Raw genomic sequence first — 254 nt, 5'->3', positions numbered from 1 at the left:
GCTAACTTGTACTAATTACCCGTGAGGCTTAACCATACAACGCCAAACGCGTTTTGTGACAGAAACAAGCGACAGAAGTTAATAGCTAAAGTAGATAGATACTTGAGACTTAAAAAATATTATCAGAATTTTCCAAATTTAGTTGGTACGTGAAAACGGACTGACACCAAATTTGCTTGGTAACCATAGCGTTTTGGACCCACCTGACCCCATGCCGAACTCAGTAGTGAAACGAAACAGCGCCGATGATAGTG

The 254-nt window shown here is 40.9% G+C and carries 1 rRNA gene; it reads left to right on the top strand.

The annotated features are described in order from the left end of the window. Positions 1 to 175 precede the first annotated feature (175 nt). Positions 176 to 254: ribosomal RNA gene (gene rrf / locus PSH50_RS21170) — 5S ribosomal RNA — on the top strand; the annotation flags it as partial.

The sequence above is a fragment of the Pseudoalteromonas sp. Angola-7 genome, assembly GCF_028599255.1.
Classification (GTDB): Bacteria; Pseudomonadota; Gammaproteobacteria; order Enterobacterales; family Alteromonadaceae; genus Pseudoalteromonas; species Pseudoalteromonas atlantica.
Note: the sequence above shows the minus strand (reverse complement) of the source record. Positions and strands in the feature narration are given on the sequence as shown.